Here is a 19,212-nt window from a genome sequence, read left to right as displayed (position 1 = left end):
CGATGACCCCAGAATCCCTCGCGTTCGGTGGAGATTACCCCGCCGGTAGGCACGATGGCCGACTCGGGCCGAGGATCAATTAGATGAAGTTAGTCGTACTCGGTGCCACCGGAATGCTGGGGCATAAGCTCTTGCAGCAACTGTCCCAGGGGCACGAGGCTTGGGGCACGGTGCGCGGCGAACTGAGCGGGGCGCCGAACATTGCGGGAGTCGAACCGGGCCGGCTGATCGGGGGGGTCACGGTCTCGGACCTTGGGTCGATCCGTCGCGCCATCGAGTCGGTGGGGGCCGATGCGGTCATCAACTGTATCGGCATCGTCAAACAGATCGATGCGGCAAACGACGCCATTGCGTCGATTGCCATCAATGCCCTGTTGCCCCACCAACTGGCCCGGATCTGCGCGGACCTCGGTGCGCGTCTGATCCACTTCAGCACCGACTGCGTGTTCGCCGGTCGGGGTGGTCCTTACCGGGAGTCAGACCCGACGGACCCCACCGACCTCTACGGGCGCAGCAAGCTCTTAGGCGAGGTGGATCGGCCCGGGTGTTTCACGCTGCGCTCGTCCATCGTGGGGCGGGAACTGCGGCGGGGGACCGGGCTGTTCGACTGGTTCTTTTCCCAGCGCGGCGCCCAGGTTCGGGGTTATCGGCACGCCCTCTACACGGGGCTTACGACGCTGGCCATGGCCGACGTCGTTCGGTTCCTGCTCGAATCCCATCCAGGTCTGTCCGGGGTGTGGCATGTCGCCAGCGCACCAATCGATAAGTGCAGCCTGTTGGAACTGGTCAATCAGGTCTATGGGCTCGGGGTGCAGATCGTGCCGGACGAGACTTTCCTGTGTGACCGCAGGCTCGACGGCAGCCGCTTCCGGGAGGCGACCGGCTGGGTGGCCCCGACCTGGCAGTCAATGATCGAAACCATGCACGCTGACCCGCTTCTGTAGGCGGACGGTATTGAGGAAACAGAAAGATGGCGTTACTCGACGGTAAGCGGATACTGATCACCGGCGGCACCGGTTCGCTGGGCAAGGTGCTGTTGCGGCGGTTGTTGGGCGGTCGGCATGGGGACCCGGCACGGATCGTCATCTTTTCCCGTGATGAGGCCAAGCAGCACGACATCCGTGTCTATTATCTGCACCGGCGCGCCGCCACGGACGAGATCATCTACCGAAATTTCCGTGAAAAATTGGAATTTCGGATCGGTGACGTGCGTGATTACGGCTCGCTGTGCGGTGCGCTGCACGACATCGACATCGTGTTCGCGGCCGCCGCGCTCAAACAGGTTCCGACCTGCGAATACTTCCCGACCGAGGCCGTGCAGACCAATGTGATCGGCCCCGCCAACCTGGTCCGGGCGATCCGCGATCTGCGCCTGCCGGTGGAGTGCGTGATGGGCATCTCGACCGATAAGGCGGTGAAGCCGGTCAACGTCATGGGCATGACGAAGTCGCTGCAGGAGCGCATCTATGCGCAGGGCAATCTGGAGGCGCCGGATACCCGCTTCGTCTTGTCGCGTTACGGGAACGTCCTGGCGTCCCGTGGGTCGGTGATCCCGCTGTTCCACGACCAAATCCGCAATGGCGGGCCTCTTACTATCACCAGCCCGGAGATGACGCGCTTTCTGCTGAGTCTGGAGGAGGCGGTGGACCTGATCCTGCGCGCGGTCGCCACCGGCAAACGGGGCGAGACCTACATCCCGCGAGTGCCGGCCGCGCGTATGACCGACGTGGCGTCCGCCCTGATCGGCGATCGGCCTATTCAGACGGTCGTCACCGGGGTGCGCCCGGGCGAGAAACTCCACGAGTCGTTGGTCTCCGAGGAAGAAGGTTGGCGCACCTTCGAGCGTGATGGGGACTATGTGGTGGCCCCGATCCTGCCCGAACTGCGTGAAGAGTCCAGTCAGGAGCTAGGCGCTTGCCTGCGGCGCGAATACACCTCGGCCGATGACCTGATGTCGGCGCAGCAGGTGAGTGACCTGCTGCGCCGACGTGGACTCATGCCCGATCAGGACCTGCGATTTGAAGACGAGGTCCTGGTCTGAGACCGGATACGGCCGACACCGGGGCGCCTCATGGACCGTCCGCTCGTCTCCATCATCACCCCCGCGTACAACGCGGGTGCCTATATCACCGAGACCGTCGCAAGCGTATTGCGTCAGGGCTACCGTCCCCTCGAATACATCGTGGTCGATGATGGGTCGAGCGACGACACCCTGGCGCAATTGCGCGCCTTCGGCGATGCGATCCGCGTCGTGGTACAGAAAAATGCGGGCGAGGGGGCCGCGGTCAACCGGGGTTACGCCTGTGCCGGCGGTGAAATCCTGGGGGTCGTCAATGCCGACGACCCCGTCTTGTCCGGTCTGATCGAGACCGCGGTCGACACCCTGTGCGGCGATCCGGATCTGGCCGGGGTCTATCCGGACTGGCTCAAGATCGATTCCACCGGCCGGGTGTTGGAGGTCATGCGACTGCCGGATTACGACTACTCGCTGATGTTGCGCCGCCACCTGTGCCTGATTGGTCCCGGCGGCCTGTTCCGCCGCAGTGCACTCGGCGACGAGCCACCGCGCGACCCGCGCTTTCGTTATTCCGGCGACTATCACCAGTGGCTGCGCATCGGCCTGCAACGCCCTTTGCGCCATATTCCAACCGTCTCCGCCACCTGGCGTTTCCATCCGGGCGGTACCTCCCAGGCCCTCCTCAACGCCGAATTGGCCGCGGATAAGGTCGCCATCATCCGCGACCTGTTCGCCCGCCCCGACCTGCCCTTGTCCCTGGTCCCACTGCGTGACGAGGCAATGAGCGCGGCCTATTTCTTCGCCGCTATACTCGCCCTGCACAATCCGGGCATCCCCGCCCGCCGCTACATGTGGGAGTCGCTGAAGGCCAAGCCTTGGTGGCCTGGTCCGGTGATAGCGCAGCGGCACCGCAGCCTCCGTTTGGTGCTATTCGCGCTGGGTATGCCATGGACCCGCCCGCTGCTGTCACTCTACCGCGGCCTGCGCCCTGAGCGATTCGCGGTGCCGACTCCCGGCGATCATTACAGTGCATGGTCGGGGCCTTGATCGGCAGTTGCGCACGGCAGATTCGGTCAGGTGCCCCGGTGAGTTGGAACCGCCTCCTCGGCACGGCTGGGGAAAAGCCGTTTTCTCACGCGCCCTCCGAAGGGAATCAGGGCGACGAGGAACATCAAGGTCAGCCCCGCGATAGCGAACGCGGCGGGCAATGAGCGGGGCCGATACCTCATCTCTACCAGGTGTTCGCCCGCCGCCAGCGCGATACCGCGGAAGCTGCCGTTGACCAGACCCGTGTAGACCGGCTGCTTATCCACCGTCGTGCGCCAACCGGGGTGCCAGGCATCCGCTACCACGACCACCCCAGGCGCCTCCAGGAATACGCCGAAGCGCACCAGGTCATTACGCGTCTTTAACCCCTGGACCTGCAAGTCGCCGCCGATGGGAGCGACAGCGATTCCAAGTAGTTGAGCGGCCGCGATCAGTTTGGGCTCATCAGTAAACAGGGTGCGGCATGGCGACACGGCCAGACCCTCGCCCCCGCGGTTCTGCAGGTCGTCGTCGCCGGCCCTGCCCTCCTGCGCCACGCTCTCCGGAATACCGAGTTGCCGTGCCGCCGCAATCAGCTTGGAATCATCAGTAAACGTCCGATGACAGGGTGAGCCGGCTATATCATCGGGTAGGCCCTGCTGCTGGGTCCAAGTCCGCGCGACATTGATCCGACGACAGACGCTCGTGTTCAGATAAAGTGTTCCGTTGACATCACTGTAGGCAGCGAGGTATCCCCTGCTCAACAGCAGTTCGTGATGTTGTTTCCAGGGCGCGGGAATAAAGAGGTACTTCACCGCCATCAGGTCGAGGATCGGGTCGTTGATCTTGGCGGGGTCAGCGGCAAAATGCAGCGAGGCGAAGTTGCCCCACGGCCGTGCCGCGGGAAGCCCGAATGCCTGTTCAAATAGCGGCTTATACCAGGGCAGAATGCTCATGGTCATGGTGCCGACCTCAGCGATCTCATGGGCCGAACCCCATTCGGGCGGAATTCCGCTGAACCCGAAATTCGCCAGGCGATAATCCCCGATATGTTGCCTAAGAAACTCCAGCAGCGCGGGTGGGACCTGGGCGGCATCATTGCGCTTCGGGCGCAGGTGGTTCATGTAAAAGCTCAATTCCAGGGCCATCAGGACGAGCAGTCCGGCTCGCCAGGCCCATGCGCGGGTCGTGTCGCGACGGGCACGCGTGATCAAGAATGCGGCCGCCGCTGCGATGACCAGTGCAAAGGTGAGATACCAAATCTGCAATAGGTACCGCCCCTCGTGCCAGCCCCATGCCCGGTAGGCGACGACGAACGAACCAAGGATCAAAGCGTAAACCGCGACCAGTGCGAAAACCCCGCGATCCTCGCCGAGCAGGGCATCGAAACCGAATGCAACCAGGAACGGAAAGGCGACCGCCACCATCGCCCACCAGTATTGACAACCGAGACTGCGCACCCCATAGATTTGGTCCGCTACCTGCGCTATCGGCGTGATGTCGTACATCCTGCCGAGGGCCGTTGCGAACAATAAGGCGGCGGCGGCGAATACCACTCCCTTACGCGACCAGTTGCTGGTCAGCGCCAGGGTGGCAATCACGATCGGGACGATGCCGAGATGAAAGGCGCCGTTACCGAGCCCGATCGGTCCCCGGGGGTCGGCGGTGAGGAGTTGCGCATCGATCGCCGAATAGGACTCCCAAAAATGCTTGGGCGATATCAGGCCGATGAGGTTGCGCAGGCTGACGGGGCTAAAGACCCGGTTGGCATACATCTCCACCGAATCCACGAGCGACAGGCTCTCGACGATCGGCAGATACAGCGGTGTCATAAGCAGGGCTGCTGCGCAGAAGCTGACCACCAGCAGTCCGATCACCAGCAACCGGCGCCCGAGCGAGGCTGAACCTGGCGTGTCCACCACCCCAAGGGCATAGGCCGCTGCCAGCGTATAGACCGACGCGAACGTCAGGAAGGCGACCGGCAGAAAGGTCGTCGCCAGGATCAGGGCGTTGGCTGCGACTGCAAGAAGGAAACGCGCGGCGGACGGCGTGCGTACGAAAGCCATGAGTGCGCCCAGCAGCACGGGAAACAGCACGAAGGCGTGCGACACATTCGAGCCCAGGTTGGCGATATTGAAACCGCCCAGGAGGTATACGATGCCGGCAGCGACCGCTGCCCCCTCGGCAAGTCCGAGATTGACCGCGACGATAAGATAGAGACAGTACAAGGAGAGGGCGTAGAACAGCAGCAGTGCGGCATCTGCGGCCAGTTGATTGCCGCCCAAGGCCGCCGCGACCAGCGTGATGGGCGAGAACTTCTGGTCCACCAGTGTCTCCGGACCGAGGGAGCCGGTCGCGGAGTATGGATTCCAGTAGGGCGATTGGCGATCGTGCAGCACCCGCCCCATGTACTGCCGCATGGGATCGGACTGCCACACGGCGCCGCCTGAATCGTTGAGGCCGTGATGGTAGCTGCGTCCCTCACGTTCTGGATAGAGGGCGGCCATGGGCGTGCCGTAAATGCCGGCGAAGTAGCCGGCGGAATTGACCAGCGTGGCACCGGAAAAGATCACATCCGGAAAGGACACGAGTACCAGAAGTACGGCGAAAAGCCCCGCGCGCATCCGCAAAGAAAAACTGGAAAAAAGGCCTTGCGCCGCGCCCCGAAATCCGCTCATCACTGCTGTTGTCATCTCTCGCCCTCCGGTGGTCCCGCGGCCAGGGCGCGGGCCCCCAGAATATTCCCCGGCAGGAAAAACAAGACCCCACCGAAGCCATTAACCGCGGCCGTTACCAGGCGCAGCGACAGGAACGCGGTGGCATAGCCAACCACCGGCGCGGGCTGGCGCAGCAGCGACAGCACATACTCGAAAACACCCTCCCCGACGCCGATGCCGCCTGGTGTCAGGGGTATCGTGTTGGCGACCTGGGCGGCATTGGATGAGATCCCAATCTCGATGAGATTCGTGTAGTCGAGGGTTACGCCGGCGATAAACGGCAAGAGGCCGCACGTGAGCAGTGTGGGGATCATCAGCGAGATGCCCAGCACCGCGAACAGCACCCACAGGTCGGGGTAGCTGAAGGCCGCAACCCGCCTCATTGCCGCACGGCGGGCGCCGCCCATTTTTCCCCATACCCGCGCCATGCGGCCCTCCTGGAAGAGCCGCTTGCCGATCCATGCCGCGGCGAGCAGGGACAGTAACGCCGTGACCAGGATCAGCAGGAATTTCATCGCGAGCCCCCGCAACTCGGCCGACTGCCGCAATGCATCGAATCGCATGAGGATCAGGGCCAGGCCGGACAGCATAAACCCCAGCAGCCCGAACACCCGGTCGATAACGACCGAGACCACGGCACGCGCGCGCGCATCCGGGCTTTCGCGCGCGACGTAGAAGGCGCGCAAGACGTCCCCGGTCGCTGCCCCCGGCAGAAAGGTGCTGGCGAAGGCCCCGATCCAATAAACCTGCAGTGATCGCGCGTAGGTCAGGTGCACGCCAAGCGCACCCATGACCAGCCGCCAGCGATAAACCCCCAAGGCCAGTGCGGCGAGCACGCACAGCGCTGCGACCAGCGATGCGGACAGGGAGGCGCCGTTGCTCAATAGCACACTGGGCGCGATCGCGCCCGAGTGGGCAAGCCACACCAGCAACAGGGCCGCAAGGACCAGCTTTGCCCCGATCAGCAGCACCGCGCGCTGCCGCCTGGACTTAGGGATGATCGCCATGGCTTACGCGAATCAGAAGAAATTCGTGATGCGCGAGCGGATGCAGTTGACGACCACGGACGATGGCGAGAAGTCCTCTTCAAGGTCGTAGCGTGCGGCGTAGGGTGCCATCACCGCGGTCTCCACCGAGGCCACGATATCCTGCGGACGCAGCCCGGCGACGATGTGTGCCCCACCCTCGACGGTCTCGGGGCGCTCGGTCGTCATGCGCAGACTGACGCAGGGCACTCGGTAAAACAGCGCCTCTTCCGGCGCGGTGCCGGAGTCGGACAGAATACACCAGGAGTGCATCAACAGATGATTGAAGTCGTAGAAACCGAGCGGGGCGATGATCTTGACGCCCTTGGGTATCGTGATACTGCCGATTTTGCTGCGGGTCCGGGGATGCATCGGATAGACGACGTCGCGGCCGAATTTCCGATGAATCTCCCCTAATGCCTCGATAATTGCCGCGAGATAGGCCGGCTGGTCGACATTCTCGCTGCGATGAGCGGTGACCAGGACGTAGCCCTGGGCGCCGATGCCGAGTTCGGTCAGAATCCTGCTCTCGCTGATCTGCGGCAGGAAGGCCCGAATCACCTCGAAACTGGGGTTGCCGGACACGAAAACCTTTGACGGGTGAATGCCCTCACGAATGAGGTTCTCACGATGATAGCGATTGAACGGCAGCAGGATATCGCTCATGTGGTCGATGAGCATCCGGTTGCGCTGCTCCGGCATGCGGGCGTCCCACGCGCGTAATCCGGCCTCCATGTGGAAGGTCTTGATGCCGCGGTGGGCGGCCGGCATCACCGCTAATCCGCTGTAGGTGTCGCCCAGGATCAGCAGTGCGTCGGGTTTGGTCCGAACAAACAGTTCATCGCTCTTGGCGATAACGTCAGCGACCTCTTTGCCGTATGAGGACGTATCGATTTCCAGATAATGATCGGGCTCGCGCAGGTTGAGATCGCGGAAAAAGAAGTCCTTCAGCTCCGGGGTGAAATTCTGGCCGGTGTGGACCATGATGTGCTCAAAGTTGAGCTCATCGAGTCGTTTCAGCGTCGACCATAACTTGATCATTTCGGGGCGGGTCCCGAAGATACTCATAACTCTCATAACAGGGCCCTCTGGCGACTGTGATCGATGGGTGTAGCGTCGGTAGGTCCGACGATTGCCGAAGCCGGACAATGCGGCGCCGGGCGACCGCCGGCCGCTGTCGCTTGGCGGCAGCCGGCGACTGCGTGCCCTGCTTGGGTATGCCGGGTCTGCCCGGTAGCGGGTGGCCGGAATCAGGCCGCCGGGGTGCCAACCTCCGGTTGGTAGATGACACGCACGTCGGGGAGCGGCAGGATCATACGTCCGCCCGCCCCGAAAAACGAGCGGTGTTTCTCGGCGATCTCGCTGTAATAGCCCCAGGCGAACAGCAGGAGGTAATCAGGCGGGTCGTCCTGGAGGCTGCTGCTCGGACGAATCTCGAAATGCGAACCCGGCGTGAAGAAGCCGTGTTTGGCGCCGGCATCATCCACCATGTATTCCATGTGCTCATGGGTGATGCCGCAGTATTGGATGATGGTATTCGCGCGGCCGGACGCGCCGTACCCGACGACCCGTTTGCCTTCACTGCGCAAGCGGGTGAGAAGCGCGAGCAGGGCCAGTTTCCGCGAATAGATATCCGAGGCAAAGCGCACGAATGTCTCATGCCGGTCGAAACCTTGGCGTCGCTCTTCTTCGCGGAGATTCCCGACCCGGCAGGATACCGCGCGGGCATGGTCGCTGCCCTCCTTGCACACGTAATAACGCATGGAGCCCGCGTGGATCTGGATCGATTTCACATCGAAGATGACCATCCCCAGGCGGGCGAAAAAATTCTCCAGCGCCAGCAGCGAGTAGTAATACAGGTGCTCATGGTAGACCATGTCGTACTGCATGCCGAGAATGATCTTTCCGAGATAGTGGACCTCGAACACGAAAACGCCGTTGTCTTTCAGGAGCGCCTTGACGGCCCCCGCTACGCCGGCGATGTCGGCGATGTGCGCGAAGACATTGTTGGCGACGATCAAATCCGCCGCGCCGTATTCTTCGAGGATCTGTCGGCTGGTGGTCGCGGAAAAAAAATCGTTGACGATCCTGATCCGCGGGTCATCGATCTGCGCCACCACGTTGGTGGCCGGATCGACGCCGATGACGGTGCGGACGCCCTGATCGGCGATGGGTTTGAGCAGGATGCCGTCGTTACACCCGATCTCCACGACGGTCGCCTGCTCGGGCACCAGGAAACGCGAGACCACCTCGGTGGCGTAGTCGACGAAATGCTCGCGCAGGGTGCGGATCGCGGATGAGAAGTAGAAATAGCGCTTGAACAACACCGCCGGATCGACGACGTCGACCAGTTGCACGGCGAAGCAGTCCTCACAGAAATACAAGCGCATCGGGAAGCGCTCTTCTTCGGCGAATTCCTCGGGTTTCAGGAAGCCGCCCGCCAACGCGACCTGACCGAAGTCTTCAACCAACGCCAGGTGGGGGCTTGCGCAGAATGCACATTGACTGCGGCTCGTCCAGGATTGCGATGATTGCGGCATGGCGTTATCGGCGATCGGTTGTGGCGATGGTTCAGGGAGAGCAGGGGCCCGCGTGCTCCGCCCGCGCTTGCAATATAGGCAGAGAGTGCACGGTCTGTGCCCATGCTGATTGCTGCTCGGGTTCAGTCAGCCTCGCGGCCGGAAGAGATACCTGAGGTAGTTACGGTAAACGGCGAACGAATAGGTGAACTTGGAGGCGGAACCCGGTGCGCGGCGGACGGTGAGGGTGTAGGGAACCTCGGCGAAGGATGCCCCCAACCGCCGCGCCTGTACCACTTCTTCCATCAGCACCGAAAACCCATTGTCGTGGGTCGTCAGTTTTTTCAACAGCTCGCCGCGGATTGCCCGGAAGCCGTTGGTGAAATCGGTCAAGGGGATGCGCAGGGCCGCCTTCGCGACCCGGTTGCCGAGCCAGGAGATGGCTTTGCGTCGGATATCCACGCCCTCCACGCGCGAACCGCGGGCATAGCGGGTCGCCTTGATGAAATCGACCCCGTGACGCATGTGCGGGAGGAAGCCGCGGATGAATTGCGGGTCTTGCGTGCCGTCCGCATCCATCACCAGCGCGTAGTCGAAGCCCCCCGCGATCGCCGCCGCAAATCCGGTGCGGTTTGCCGCGCCGTAGCCCTGATTGGTGCCGTGGCGGCAGAGCCGTAAGGACGGCGTGACGGTCGCGAGGTCCTGCAGCACCGACCAGGTGTCATCGGAGCTGCCGTCATCGACGGCGACAATCGCGGCGCCGAGGTCCAGCGCAGACAGCAGGGTGTCGATCGCGCCGATGCACGCACGGGCATTGGCGCCCTCATTGTACATCGGCAGCACGACGCAAAAACGCGGCGGCGGCGGTGGCGAGGGGGCGGTCGGTCGCGATGTCATTGAGTCAAAGCCGTCAGGTTGAGCGAATTCAAAGACCGCCCGGTGGGCCGTTCCAAATCACTAAAATACTGTGAGTATAGGTGTTATCGGTGCGGTTGGCAAGCCGTCAGCGGGCGCGCCGCGCCCGCCGGGGTCCCGGTGCGAAGGCCGGGTAAAGCAGTGCGCGGGGGGGCTGCGCAGGTGCTGGTTGCCAAGATATTAGTCTATAAAAACAGATAGATATTGGCTCTGATCGCTGATGCTCAGGCATCAAAGGGCATCGTGGCCCGGGTCGCTTGGGGGGGCGCGCCGACGCCGTGCCCGCCAGGTTTGCAGCCTGGCGGCGAATCGGGTCCCCAGCCAGGCGTCCACGAGGAGGAGCAGGGCCCCGGGACGGTGCAGTGGATAGGCGCGCAAGGCGCGGGCGGTGCAGTTCAGAAAGGCCCGTGGTTCGCGCTCCATGGCGTAGGAGCGGGCCACCTCCATCCAACGCAACCCCCGCGCCTTGCGGCCTGCGGCCCCGGCCGCCCGCAACTCTGCGTCATATTTCTCCAATAGCCGTGCGGCCGCTGTCGCCATGACGCCGGCCGCGCGGTGGGGGCTGTAGTGGACGATCGCCAGCGGTTCGGCAAGCACGCCGATGCGATAGACGCGGGTATAGCGAAGCAGCCAGTCCCAATCCTCGTAGCGGGCCAAGGTCTCGTCGAACAAGCCGACCTCGTCCACCACCGCGCGCTTCATCATCAGGGTGGAGCCGGGGCTCAGATCGCAGCCCATCAGGAGCGTCTGTGCAGTGACGGGCCGCGGGAAGTAATCGCGCCGCATCGGACCTTCCCAAATCGCATAGGCAGTACAGTTCGCCGGCGTGTCGGGTGGGCACCGCTGCAGGTGGGCGAGCTGCGTAGCCAGCTTGCTCGGTACCCATTCGTCGTCGGAGTCCAATAACGCAATGTAGGCCCCGCGCGCGGCGCGCAGCCCGGAATTGCGGCCGGCTGCGGCGCCGCGGTTGTGCTCATGCCGGATAATCCGCAGGGCCGGATGGGCGAAGGCCCGCGCGAGGGCCGCGGTGTCGTCGCTGGAGCCGTCGTCCACCAGCAGGATCTCGTAGTTCGTGCAGGTCTGCCGAAAAACGCTCGTGAGCGCCCGGCCGATCGTTGCAGCCCGGTTGTAAGCGGGGATAATGACGGTGATCAGCGGTGCGTCACTGGGCATCTGGGGCATCCGATGGGCGCGCCGCCGGGGTCAGGTTGGGGCTGACGGCGCGATGATTCCAACTGTGGCGATCGGGGCCGCGGGGCGCGGGTCGGCGGGAACGGGACTGGCGCGCGGTCCGGGCGAACTGAGATACTTGGTTCCCGCTCGGAACCTGATTCTACCGGGGTGATCTTGACTTTACCAAAACGATTCGCGGGGTTGCCTCTACAAGGGGCCGCAGGACACGGATTTGGACCGGGTGAGTGAAGCCCCCGGCGTGCGTCGGCACGGACCCAGGTTGGCGATTTTCCTCCCCTCCCTGGCCGGCGGCGGCGCCGAGCGCATGATGCTGAACCTGGCGCAGGGACTGGTCGCGGCCGGGATCGAACTGGACCTGGTGGTCGGGAGCGCGGCGGGACCCTATCGGGACCTGGTGCCGGCCGGCTGCGAACTGGTCGACTTGGGGGCCGGGCGGGTGTTGACGGCCCTGCCGGGGCTGGTCCGCTATCTGCGCCGCCGCCGGCCGGCGGTCCTGCTCGCGGCCATGGACCACGCCAACCTGATCGCGCTCTGGGCGCGCAGCCTGGCGCGGGTGCCCACGCGGGTCGCGGTCAGCGTGCGCAGCACCCTGTCCCAGGAGGCGCGGCACGCACCTTCCCTCGCCGGCCGCGTCCTGCCGCGACTGGCGCGCGTCTTTTATCCCCAGGCGTGCGCGGTGATCGCCGTCTCCCAGGGGGTCGCCGATGACCTGACCCGCCTGATCGGCGCGGGGCGGGCGCGGGTCCTGGTCATCCCCAACCCGGTGGTCACCCCCGAGCTGGCCGCCCAAGCGGCCGAGCGGCCGGACCACGCCTGGTTTCAACCGGCGCTGCCACCCGCGCCGGACGCGGGGCTGGAACCGGTCAGGGTGCCGGTGATCCTTGCCGCCGGGCGCCTGACCCCGCAGAAGGACTTCCCGACCCTGATCCGTGCCTTCGCCGCGCTGGCCGAGCGGCACGACCTGCGTCTGCTGATCCTGGGCGAGGGGCCGCAGCGCCCGGCCCTGGAGTCCCTGATCCGGGACCTGGGGCTGGGCGAGCGGGTGGCCCTGCCCGGGTTTCGGGCCAACCCCTTCGCCTACATGGCCCGCGCCCGGCTGTTCGTGCTCTCCTCCGCCTGGGAGGGGCTGCCCGGGGTGCTGATCCAGGCCATGGCCTGCGGCACCCCGGTGGTCAGTACGGACTGTCCGAGCGGGCCGCGGGAGGTGCTGGACGGGGGTCGCCTGGGTCCACTGGTCGCGGTGGGTGACGCGGCGGCCCTGGCGGCGGCCATCGCGCGGACCCTGGACCGGCCCCCCGCCGCCGCCCTGCTGCGGGCGCGGGCGGCCGATTATGGGGTCGCGCCGGTGACCCGCCGCTACCTGGAGGTCTTGGGTCTTGGCGACGGCAGCGGGGGCGGCTCATGAGGGTGGCGCATGTCATCACCGGGCTGGAGTTGGGCGGGGCCGAGATGATGCTTTACAAGCTGCTGGCGACCCTGGATCGGAACGCCTGCGAGCCCCTGGTGGTCTCGCTGGTCGCCCCCGGGCCCATGGGGGCGCGCATCGCCGCGCTGGGCATCCGGGTGGAGACGCTGCGGATGCGGCGCGGTCTGCCCTCCCCGGGGGCGCTGCTGCGCCTGGTCCGGCTCTTGCGTGGGTTCAGGCCCGACCTGATCCAGACCTGGATGTACCACGCGGACCTGCTCGGGGCCCTGGTCCGGCCGCTGGTCGGGAGCGGCGCCCGTCGCCCGGCGCTGGTCTGGAACATCCGCCAGAGCGACCTGGACCCGCGTCAGAGCCGCCGCGCCACCCGGCTGGTCGCGCGCTTCAATGGCCTGCTCTCCCACCTGGCCCCGGAGCGCATCATCTGCTGTTCGCAGCGCGCCCGGGAGGTCCATCGCGCCCTCGGTTACCGCGCGCCCGCCCTCATCGTCATCCCCAACGGGTTCGACCTGGAGCGCTTTCGTCCGGACCCCGCGGCGCGCACCGGGCTGCGCAGCGCGTTGGGCATTCCGGCGGCGGCCCCGCTCCTGGGCCTGGTCGCCCGCCTGGACCCCCAAAAAGACGTGCCGACCTTTCTGCGAACGGCCGCCCTGGTGCGCTCGGCCCGGCCCGAGTCCCGTTTCCTGCTGTGTGGTCAGGGCATGGATGACGGCAACCAGGCGCTCGGGGGCTGGATCGCCGCGGCCGGGCTCGGCGGGGCGATCAGCCTGCTGGGTCCCCGGTCGGACACGCCGCGGGTGTTCGCCGCCCTGGACCTCCTGGTCTCCTCCTCGGCCTATGGGGAGGGCTTCCCGAACGTGCTCGGCGAGGCCATGGCCTGCGGCGTACCCTGTGCGGTCACGGATGTGGGAGACTCACGCCTGATCGTGGGCGACACCGGGGCGACTGTGGCGCCCCGTGACCCGGCGGCTCTGGCCGGGGCCATCCTGCGCCTCCTGGACGAGGGTCCGCAGTCCCTGGTCCGCCGCGGTGCGGCCGCCCGCGCCCGCATCGCGGCACACTATACGTTGGCGTCCATCGCGGCCCGCTACGCGGACCTTTACCAATCACTGCGGCGGGGAACTGACTGATGTGCGGTTTTTGCGGGGTCATAGAACCCGGCGCGGCGGCGGAGCCGGCACTGCGCCAAGCCCTTGAGCGGATGAACCAGACCCTGCTCCACCGCGGGCCGGACGACGGCGGGCTCTGGCTGGATGCCGCGGCCGGGGTCGGCCTGGGGCACCGCCGCCTGGCCATCCTCGACCTCTCGCCCCTGGGACACCAGCCCATGGTCTCGCCCGACGGGCGCTACGTCCTCGCCTACAACGGCGAGATCTACAACTACCAAGCCCTGCGCCGGGCGATCGGCGACGACTACCCCTGGCGTGGGCATTCGGACACCGAGGTCCTGCTCGCCTGGCTCTCCCGGCGCGGGCCGGCGGCCACCCTGACCGAATGCAACGGCATGTTTGCCTTCGCGCTCTGGGACCGGCAGGCGCGCCGCCTGACCCTGGCGCGCGACCGGCTGGGCGAGAAGCCGCTCTATTATGGCTACAACCGCGGGCGCTTCCTGTTCGGCTCCGAGCTCAAGGCGATCACCGCCCACCCCGGCTGGCAGGGTGAACTCGACCGGGACGCGCTCGCCGCCTATCTGCGCCTGAGCTATGTCCCGGCGCCCCATTGCATCTACCGGGGCATCCGCAAGCTCGCCCCCGGGACCTACGCCACCCTGACCCCGGGCCAGGAAGAGCCGACCCTGCACACCTACTGGAGCGCCCGGGCCGCGGCCGAGCGGGGCCTGGCCGCACCCTTCGAGGGCCCCGAGGACGAGGCCGTGGGCGCCCTGGAGCGGCTGCTCATGGACGCGGTGGGCCTGCGGATGCGCGCCGATGTGCCGCTGGGGGCCTTCCTGTCCGGGGGCATCGACTCCAGCACTGTGGTCGCCCTGATGCAGGCCCAGTCGCAACGACCGGTGCGTACCTTCACCATCGGCTTCCATGAGGCAGGCTTCAACGAGGCCGAAGACGCCCGGCGGGTCGCCGCGCACCTGGGCACCGACCATACGGAGCTCTATGTCACGGCCCAGGATGGCCTGGCGACCATCCCCAGCCTGGCGCGTCTCTGGGACGAACCCTTCGCCGACCCCTCGCAGATCCCGACCCTGCTGGTCAGTGAGATGGCCCGGCGGGCGGTGACCGTGTGCCTGTCCGGGGATGGCGGGGATGAGCTCTTCGGCGGCTATTCGCGGTACCTGTGGACGCGCGACACCTGGCGGCGGATCGGCTGGGTGCCGCTGGGCCTGCGCCGGGCCGCCGCCGCCGCCGTGACCAGGATCGGCACCGGGACCTGGGATCGGCTGCTCGCCCCCTTCGCCCGCTTCCTGCCTGGCCCGCTCGCCATCGCCAACCCCGGCGACCGGGTGCACAAGGCGATCGACATCCTCACCGGCGACTCACCGGAGTCCCTGTATCTGCGCATGGTCTCCCACTGGAAGGACCCGGCCGCTCTGGTGATCGGTGCCACTGAGCCGGCGAGCGTCCTCACTGACCCCGCCCGGCGCGCCCGCACCCCGTCCATCACCGAGTCCATGATGTACATGGATTCGGTCCTCTACCTGCCGGACGACATCCTGGTGAAGCTCGATCGGGCCAGCATGGGGGTCAGCCTGGAGTCGCGCGTGCCGCTCCTGGACCACCGGGTCTACGAGTTTGCCTGGTCGCTGCCGCTCGCCTGGAAGGTCCGCGGGCGCCGCGGCAAGCTGCCGCTGCGCCGCATCCTGGCGCGACACGTCCCGCCCGCCCTGTTCGAGCGGCCCAAGATGGGCTTCGGGGTGCCCCTGGCGCACTGGCTGCGCGGGCCGTTGCGCGACTGGGCGGAGGACCTGCTGGCCGCCGAGCGGCTGACGCGCGACGGCATCCTGCGCCCGGCGCCGATCCGCGCCCGCTGGGCGGAACACCTGGCGGGCCGTCGCGACTGGTCCTATTACCTGTGGGACCTGCTGATGTTCCAGGCCTGGCTGGACCTGGCGCGCTCCGGCGGGGCCCTGGGCGCGCGGCCATGACCACGCCTGGCCTCAGGCGGATCGCCTTCTGTACCACGGTCGACTGGTACTTCTGCCACCACTACCTGGCCCTGGCCCGCGCGGTGCGTGACGCGGGCTTCGCGGTCACCGTCATCACCGGGGTGAGCGAGCACGGCGACCTCATCCGCGACGCCGGGCTCGACCTGATCCCGCTCGCGGTTTCCCGCAAGGGGATGAATCCACTGCGGGAACTCCAGAGCATCCTGGCGCTCAGGGGCATCCTGCGGCGTTTGCGGCCCGCCCTGCTGCACAACATCGCCCAGAAACCGGTCCTCTACGGCACCCTGGCGGCGCGCCTGGCGGGCGTGCCCGCGGTGGTCAACGGCGTCGCCGGGATGGGCTACCTCTTCACCTCCGGGTCAGGCCGCGCGCGCCTGCTCCGCCCCCTGGTCGGCCGCGCCTATCGCGCCCTGCTCGCCGCCCCCAACGTGCGGGTGCTGGTCCAGAACCCGGACGACCAGCGGCAGCTCCGGCGCCTGACCGGGGTGGAGCCGGTCCTGATCCCGGGCTCCGGGGTGGACCTGACCCGCTTCGTCCCCCGTCCGGAGCCGCCGGGGCCGCCGGTGGTCGTGCTCGCCTCGCGGATGCTGTGGGACAAGGGCATCGGGGAGTTCGTGGCGGCCGCCCGGCTGCTCCGGGACCGGGGGAGCCCGGCGCGCCTGGTCCTGGTGGGCAAGCCGGACCCCGGCAACCCCGCCTCGGTAGCCGCGGACCAACTCCGGGACTGGGGCCGCGAGGGGTGCATCGAGTGGTGGGGCTATCGTGCCGACATGCCGACGGTCATGGCCGCCGCGCACATCGCCTGCCTGCCGTCCTATTATCGCGAGGGCCTGCCGAAGTTCCTGATCGAGGCGGCGGCGGCGGGGCTCCCCCTGGTCACCACCGACGCCACCGGTTGCCGGGAGGCGGTGGAGCCCGGGAAGAATGGCCTCCTGGTGCCGCCCCGGGATGCGGGCGCCCTGGCCGATGCCTTGGAGCGGCTCGTGGATGACGGGCAACTGCGGCGCCGCTTCGGCGCCCGCTCCCGGGTCCTGGCGCAGGAGCGCTTCGATGCGACGCGCATCCATGGGGCGACCCTGGCGGTTTATGACGAGCTACTGAAGCGATGTGAGGTACACCAATGAAGACGGCGCTGATTACGGGCATTACCGGGCAGGATGGGGCCTATCTGGCCGAATTCCTGCTCGCCAAGGGCTACCGCGTGCATGGCATCAAGCGCCGCGCCTCGCTGTTCAATACCGATCGTATCGACCACCTCTATCAGGACCCCCACGTCGGAGACCGCCGCTTCATCCTGCACCATGGCGACCTGACGGACTCCTCGAGCCTGATCCGCATCATTGGTCAGGTGCAGCCGGACGAGGTTTACAACCTCGGCGCCCAGAGTCACGTTGCCGTCTCCTTCGAGGAGCCCGAGTATACCGCCAACTCGGACGCCCTGGGCGCGCTGCGGATCCTGGAGGCGATCCGCATCCTCGGGCTCGAGAAGCAGGCGCGCTTCTATCAGGCGAGCACCTCGGAATTGTACGGCCTGGTGCAGGAGACCCCGCAGTGCGAGACCACGCCCTTCTACCCGCGCAGCCCCTATGCCGTGGCCAAGCTCTATGCCTATTGGATTACCGTCAATTATCGTGAGGCCTACGGCATCTACGCCTGCAACGGGATTCTCTTCAACCACGAGAGCCCGGTGCGCGGTGAGACCTTCGTCACGCGCAAGATCACCCGCGCCCTGGCGCGGATCAAGCTCGGGATCCAGGACTGTGTCTACCTGGGCAATCTCAGCGCCAGGCGCGATTGGGGCCACGCGCGGGACTATGTGCAGATGCAGTGGCTGATGCTCCAGCAGGCGCAGCCGGAAGACTTTGTCATCGCCACCGGGGTGCAATACAGCGTCCGCGATTTCGTGGCTGCGGCGGCCAGGGAGTTGGACCTCAGCCTGCGCTGGGAGGGTGCCGGCCTGGATGAAAAGGGCTACGACGCCGCCGGGCGCTGCATCGTCGCCGTCGACCCCCGCTATTTCCGTCCGACGGAGGTCGAGACCCTGCTCGGGGATGCCACCAAGGCGCGCGAAAAGCTCGGCTGGGTCCCGACCACCAGTTTCGCCGAGTTGGTGGCCGAGATGGCGCGCGAGGATCTGAAGCAGGCGCAACGCGATGACCTGGTGCAGCGGCACGGTTACAGCACCTTTGAGCACAACGAGTGAGATGATGCCGGCAACAACCTATGTGGCCGGGCACCGCGGGATGGTCGGCGCCGCTATCTGCCGGGAGCTGGGGCGCCGCGGCTATGAGCCGCCCCTCACCCGGACCCACGCCGAACTGGACCTGACCGACCAAGCCCAGGTGCGTGAGTTCTTCCAGGCGCAACGCCCGTCCCAGGTCTACCTGGCGGCGGCCAAGGTCGGCGGCATCCATGCCAATGACACCTATCCCGCGGAGTTCATCTATCACAACCTGATGATCGAGGCCAACGTCATCCACGAGGCCTGGCGCGCCGGGGTGGGGCGTCTCCTGTTTCTCGGCTCCAGCTGCATCTATCCCCGCCTGGCGCCCCAGCCGATCCCGGAAGAGGCCCTGCTGAGCGGGGTCCTGGAAGGCACCAATGAGCCCTATGCCATCGCCAAGATCGCCGGGATCAAGCTCTGCGAGTCCTATAACCGCCAATACGCGACCGATTATCGCAGTGTCATGCCGACCAACCTCTATGGCTCCGGCGACAATTACCATCCCGAGAACAGCCATGTGCTGCCCGCCCTGCTGCGCCGCGCCCATGAGGCCAAGCTCAACGCCAGCCCCGCATTGGTCATCTGGGGCACCGGCACCCCGCGGCGCGAATTTCTCTATGTCGATGACCTGGCCGCCGCCTGTGTGCATGTCATGGGCCTGGACCGGGCGGCCTATGACGCCCACACCAGCCCCAGGTCATCACACCTCAACGTCGGCTGCGGCGAGGATCTCAGCATCGCCGACCTCGCGGCCCTGGTCTGCGAGACCGTCGGCTACACCGGGCGCATCGTCTATGACAGCGGCAAGCCCGACGGTACCCCGCGCAAACTCCTCAACAGCGAGCGCCTGCGCGCCCTGGGTTGGCAGCCGCGGGTGGCCCTGCGCGAGGGGCTGGCGTTGGCCTATCGCGATTTCCTGGCAAACCAGCAGCCGCCGGCGAATAATCGGTAACAAGTCAAACACAATCGTTGTCGTTGTCGTTGTCGTTGTCGTTGTCGGCGAAGTGCTGCAAATCGGCTTGCGAGAGAAT

General features: G+C 66.3%; 15 protein-coding genes. 9 read left to right on the top strand and 6 right to left on the bottom strand.

From position 1 onward, the window contains the following. Window positions 1-83 precede the first annotated feature (83 nt). The 3 genes from QZY48_RS14160 to QZY48_RS14150 are packed head-to-tail and all read left to right on the top strand — an operon-like array spanning window position 84 to window position 3,064. Window positions 84-944 carry an SDR family oxidoreductase gene (locus QZY48_RS14160; protein WP_295431744.1) on the top strand — a complete coding sequence of 287 codons (861 nt, stop codon included), beginning with the start codon at window positions 84-86 and terminating at the stop codon, window positions 942-944. 26 nt (window positions 945-970) lie between these two features. Continuing rightward, entirely contained in the window at window positions 971-2,041 is a 1,071-nt protein-coding gene (locus QZY48_RS14155) for a polysaccharide biosynthesis protein (RefSeq protein WP_295431742.1), read from the top strand. Window positions 2,042-2,071: 30 nt separating this feature from the next. Continuing rightward, a complete protein-coding gene (locus QZY48_RS14150; protein WP_295431740.1) occupies window positions 2,072-3,064 on the top strand; it encodes a glycosyltransferase in 993 nt (330 codons plus the stop codon). A gap of 26 nt (window positions 3,065-3,090) precedes the next feature. Here the strand turns inward: QZY48_RS14150 and QZY48_RS14145 are convergent, their stop codons facing one another. From QZY48_RS14145 to QZY48_RS14120, 6 genes are all read right to left on the bottom strand, one after another. Next, the gene (locus tag QZY48_RS14145; protein WP_295431738.1) at window positions 3,091-5,736 is read right to left on the bottom strand and encodes a hypothetical protein; all 2,646 of its coding nucleotides are present in this window, start codon (window positions 5,734-5,736) and stop codon (window positions 3,091-3,093) included. Continuing rightward, on the bottom strand, window positions 5,733-6,767 hold the full coding sequence (locus QZY48_RS14140; protein ID WP_295431736.1) for a lysylphosphatidylglycerol synthase transmembrane domain-containing protein: 1,035 nt from the start codon (window positions 6,765-6,767) through the stop codon (window positions 5,733-5,735). The genes QZY48_RS14145 and QZY48_RS14140 overlap by 4 nt, the downstream gene beginning before the upstream one ends. Before the next feature lie 12 nt (window positions 6,768-6,779). Further along, on the bottom strand, window positions 6,780-7,853 hold the full coding sequence (wecB, locus tag QZY48_RS14135; RefSeq protein WP_295431734.1) for a non-hydrolyzing UDP-N-acetylglucosamine 2-epimerase: 1,074 nt from the start codon (window positions 7,851-7,853) through the stop codon (window positions 6,780-6,782). 182 nt (window positions 7,854-8,035) lie between these two features. Then, window positions 8,036-9,325 carry a class I SAM-dependent methyltransferase gene (locus QZY48_RS14130; protein WP_295431732.1) on the bottom strand — a complete coding sequence of 430 codons (1,290 nt, stop codon included), beginning with the start codon at window positions 9,323-9,325 and terminating at the stop codon, window positions 8,036-8,038. A 126-nt stretch (window positions 9,326-9,451) separates the two neighbouring features. Further along, on the bottom strand, window positions 9,452-10,147 hold the full coding sequence (locus QZY48_RS14125) for a glycosyltransferase (protein ID WP_295431729.1): 696 nt from the start codon (window positions 10,145-10,147) through the stop codon (window positions 9,452-9,454). 303 nt (window positions 10,148-10,450) lie between these two features. Then, window positions 10,451-11,392 carry a glycosyltransferase family A protein gene (locus tag QZY48_RS14120; protein ID WP_295431727.1) on the bottom strand — a complete coding sequence of 314 codons (942 nt, stop codon included), beginning with the start codon at window positions 11,390-11,392 and terminating at the stop codon, window positions 10,451-10,453. A gap of 241 nt (window positions 11,393-11,633) precedes the next feature. Between QZY48_RS14120 and QZY48_RS14115 the strand changes: the two genes are divergently transcribed. From QZY48_RS14115 to QZY48_RS14090, 6 genes are read left to right on the top strand one after another with little or no spacing between them, the layout of a single operon-like run. Then, on the top strand, window positions 11,634-12,818 hold the full coding sequence (locus QZY48_RS14115; RefSeq protein WP_295431725.1) for a glycosyltransferase: 1,185 nt from the start codon (window positions 11,634-11,636) through the stop codon (window positions 12,816-12,818). After that, the gene (locus QZY48_RS14110) at window positions 12,815-13,966 is read left to right on the top strand and encodes a glycosyltransferase (protein ID WP_295431722.1); all 1,152 of its coding nucleotides are present in this window, start codon (window positions 12,815-12,817) and stop codon (window positions 13,964-13,966) included. The genes QZY48_RS14115 and QZY48_RS14110 overlap by 4 nt, the downstream gene beginning before the upstream one ends. Then, a complete protein-coding gene (gene asnB / locus QZY48_RS14105) occupies window positions 13,966-15,936 on the top strand; it encodes an asparagine synthase (glutamine-hydrolyzing) (RefSeq protein ID WP_295431720.1) in 1,971 nt (656 codons plus the stop codon). Before QZY48_RS14110 ends, asnB begins: the two co-directional genes overlap by 1 nt. Further along, window positions 15,933-17,081, top strand: coding sequence for a glycosyltransferase family 4 protein (locus tag QZY48_RS14100; protein ID WP_295431717.1), 1,149 nt, complete (start codon window positions 15,933-15,935; stop codon window positions 17,079-17,081). Before asnB ends, QZY48_RS14100 begins: the two co-directional genes overlap by 4 nt. Beyond that, window positions 17,078-18,160, top strand: a complete 1,083-nt coding sequence (gene gmd / locus QZY48_RS14095; RefSeq protein ID WP_295431714.1) for a GDP-mannose 4,6-dehydratase — start codon at window positions 17,078-17,080, stop codon at window positions 18,158-18,160. Before QZY48_RS14100 ends, gmd begins: the two co-directional genes overlap by 4 nt. A gap of 4 nt (window positions 18,161-18,164) precedes the next feature. Beyond that, window positions 18,165-19,133, top strand: coding sequence for a GDP-L-fucose synthase (locus tag QZY48_RS14090; RefSeq protein WP_295431711.1), 969 nt, complete (start codon window positions 18,165-18,167; stop codon window positions 19,131-19,133). Window positions 19,134-19,212 lie beyond the last annotated feature (79 nt).

The organism is uncultured Thiodictyon sp., from assembly GCF_903828115.1.
GTDB lineage: Bacteria > Pseudomonadota > Gammaproteobacteria > Chromatiales > Chromatiaceae > Thiodictyon.
This window is presented reverse-complemented; position numbering and strand designations above follow the sequence as displayed.

Bases quoted from the DNA above. Each gene is read 5' to 3' on its own strand.
- QZY48_RS14160 (WP_295431744.1), top strand. From the start codon at position 84: ATGAAGTTAGTCGTACTCGGTGCCACCGGAATGCTGGGGCATAAGCTC.
- QZY48_RS14155 (WP_295431742.1), top strand. From the start codon at position 971: ATGGCGTTACTCGACGGTAAGCGGATACTGATCACCGGCGGCACCGGT.
- QZY48_RS14150 (WP_295431740.1), top strand. From the start codon at position 2,072: ATGGACCGTCCGCTCGTCTCCATCATCACCCCCGCGTACAACGCGGGT.
- QZY48_RS14145 (WP_295431738.1), bottom strand. From the start codon at position 5,736: ATGACAACAGCAGTGATGAGCGGATTTCGGGGCGCGGCGCAAGGCCTT.
- QZY48_RS14140 (WP_295431736.1), bottom strand. From the start codon at position 6,767: ATGGCGATCATCCCTAAGTCCAGGCGGCAGCGCGCGGTGCTGCTGATC.
- wecB (WP_295431734.1), bottom strand. From the start codon at position 7,853: ATGAGTATCTTCGGGACCCGCCCCGAAATGATCAAGTTATGGTCGACG.
- QZY48_RS14130 (WP_295431732.1), bottom strand. From the start codon at position 9,325: ATGCCGCAATCATCGCAATCCTGGACGAGCCGCAGTCAATGTGCATTC.
- QZY48_RS14120 (WP_295431727.1), bottom strand. From the start codon at position 11,392: ATGCCCAGTGACGCACCGCTGATCACCGTCATTATCCCCGCTTACAAC.
- QZY48_RS14110 (WP_295431722.1), top strand. From the start codon at position 12,815: ATGAGGGTGGCGCATGTCATCACCGGGCTGGAGTTGGGCGGGGCCGAG.
- asnB (WP_295431720.1), top strand. From the start codon at position 13,966: ATGTGCGGTTTTTGCGGGGTCATAGAACCCGGCGCGGCGGCGGAGCCG.
- QZY48_RS14100 (WP_295431717.1), top strand. From the start codon at position 15,933: ATGACCACGCCTGGCCTCAGGCGGATCGCCTTCTGTACCACGGTCGAC.
- gmd (WP_295431714.1), top strand. From the start codon at position 17,078: ATGAAGACGGCGCTGATTACGGGCATTACCGGGCAGGATGGGGCCTAT.
- QZY48_RS14090 (WP_295431711.1), top strand. From the start codon at position 18,165: ATGCCGGCAACAACCTATGTGGCCGGGCACCGCGGGATGGTCGGCGCC.